Annotated in this window: 2 protein-coding genes; both read left to right on the forward strand. The window is 70.2% G+C overall.

Translation table 11 applies throughout. The features are described 5' to 3' along the window. The coding region (locus FKP22_RS29655; protein ID WP_141291805.1) for an ABC transporter substrate-binding protein at positions 1-815 on the forward strand (815 nt) is incomplete at its 5' end. Between the two features lie 11 nt (positions 816-826). After that, the coding region (locus FKP22_RS29660) for a hypothetical protein (RefSeq protein WP_141291807.1) at positions 827-1,632 on the forward strand (806 nt) is incomplete at its 3' end.

Here is a 1,632-nt window from a genome sequence, read left to right on the forward strand (position 1 = left end):
TGGGCTGGCTGGCACCGGCGGGCGTGGCGCTGAAGCTGGCCTTTCCGGCCGACACTGACCGCATGATTGCCGACTTCGCTGCCGGCCAGTACGACCTGATCGGTGCCTCGCTGGGCGACCTGATCGCGCTGACGCGCGGCCACCTGGGCGTCGAGGTCATCGTCGTCTGCGATGAGTCGTCCGGCGGCGATGCGGTGCTGCTGCGCCGCGGCGTGACGCTGGAGACCGACCGACCGCTGACCATCGGCACCAACCTCGGCGGCTTCGGCGAGGTTTTCCTGCACGAGTTCATCGACCAGCGCCACCTGCAGCACAAGCGCTGGACCTGGGTCAATGCAGACGCGGCCGAGGTGCCGCGGCTGCTGGCCAGCGGCATGCTGGACGTGGGCCACACCTGGGAGCCATACGCCAGCCAAGCGGTCGCCGCGGGCGCGAGCAAGCTGTTTTCCAGCGCCGAGACGCCGGGGCTGGTGGCCGACGTGCTGGTGGCCACACGGGTCACGGTGCAGCGCCGCCGGCCGCCGCTGCAGGCATTTGTGCGGCAGTGGTTCCGCGCGGTGGACTGGTGGTCCGCGAATCCGCTGGCCGCCGTGCAGCTGATTTCACGCCGGCTGCACCTGGCGCAGGCCAAGGTCTCTCTGCAGGGCGTGCGGCTGCTGGACCTGGCGCACAACCGGCGCATGCTGGGCGCTGGTGGGGCCGTGCCGGCGCTGGCGTCTGTGGTGCAGCGCTACAGCGACTTCTTCGTCGCCAAGGGCACGGTGGGCCGGCCGCTGGACGCGCTGGCGCTGCTGCAGGCGGAGTTGTTGCCTTGAGCCGCAGGGTGATGAACACGAGGCTTTTCGTGACGGCCGTGCTGTTCGGCATCACGGTGCTGCCGCTGAGCGTGCTGATCGCGCTGCAGGTGCGCCAGGAAACAGGCCACCTGCTGGGCGAGCGGGACGAGGTGTTGGTCAGCTTCAGCCAGGGAGCGGCACGCGACCTGGGACTGCGCGTGGACCGCATGCTCGACAACGCGCGCGCCGACGTGGCGATCCCTGGTCTGGCCGAAGTGCTGCAGGCGCCAGCCAAGGCCGACAAGGTCTGGGTCAACCGGGTGCTGACGCTGGTCAGCCTGCGCGAGCCGGTCAACACCATTTCAGTGGCGCTGCTGGACCGGGACGGCCGCGACCTGGCCGACACGCAACCGCAGCGCGTGGGCAGCAGCGAGGCGGCCGAATACTTCTTTTCTCCAGGCATTGCGCATGGCTACCCGAGGGTTTTCGGGCCGCAGCGGGCGGACGATGGGCGACGCACACTGTTCGTCACCGCCCCGATCAAACAGGGCAACGAGGCGCTGGGCCTGCTGCGCATCCGGCTGCAGGGCGGTCTGGTGGGCCAGGTGCTGGCCGAGAGCCTGATCGACCGGGCCGACGTGCAGGCCGCCGTGTTCGACACCGATGGCCGCCTTCACGGCTGGAGCGACCCGGCGCTGCAGGAGACCGATGCGGTGCCGATCGACATGGTCAACCCGCCGCCGGGGGCGCTGAACTTCGATTGGCGCTCGCAGGCCTGGCGCGGTGCGGTGGCCGCGGTGCCGGGCACCGAATTGCGCGTGATGACCTACCTGCCGCGCAACCAGTTCGACGCGCC

The organism is Ideonella azotifigens (genome assembly GCF_006519715.1).
In the GTDB taxonomy this organism is placed as follows: domain Bacteria; phylum Pseudomonadota; class Gammaproteobacteria; order Burkholderiales; family Burkholderiaceae_C; genus Ideonella; species Ideonella azotifigens.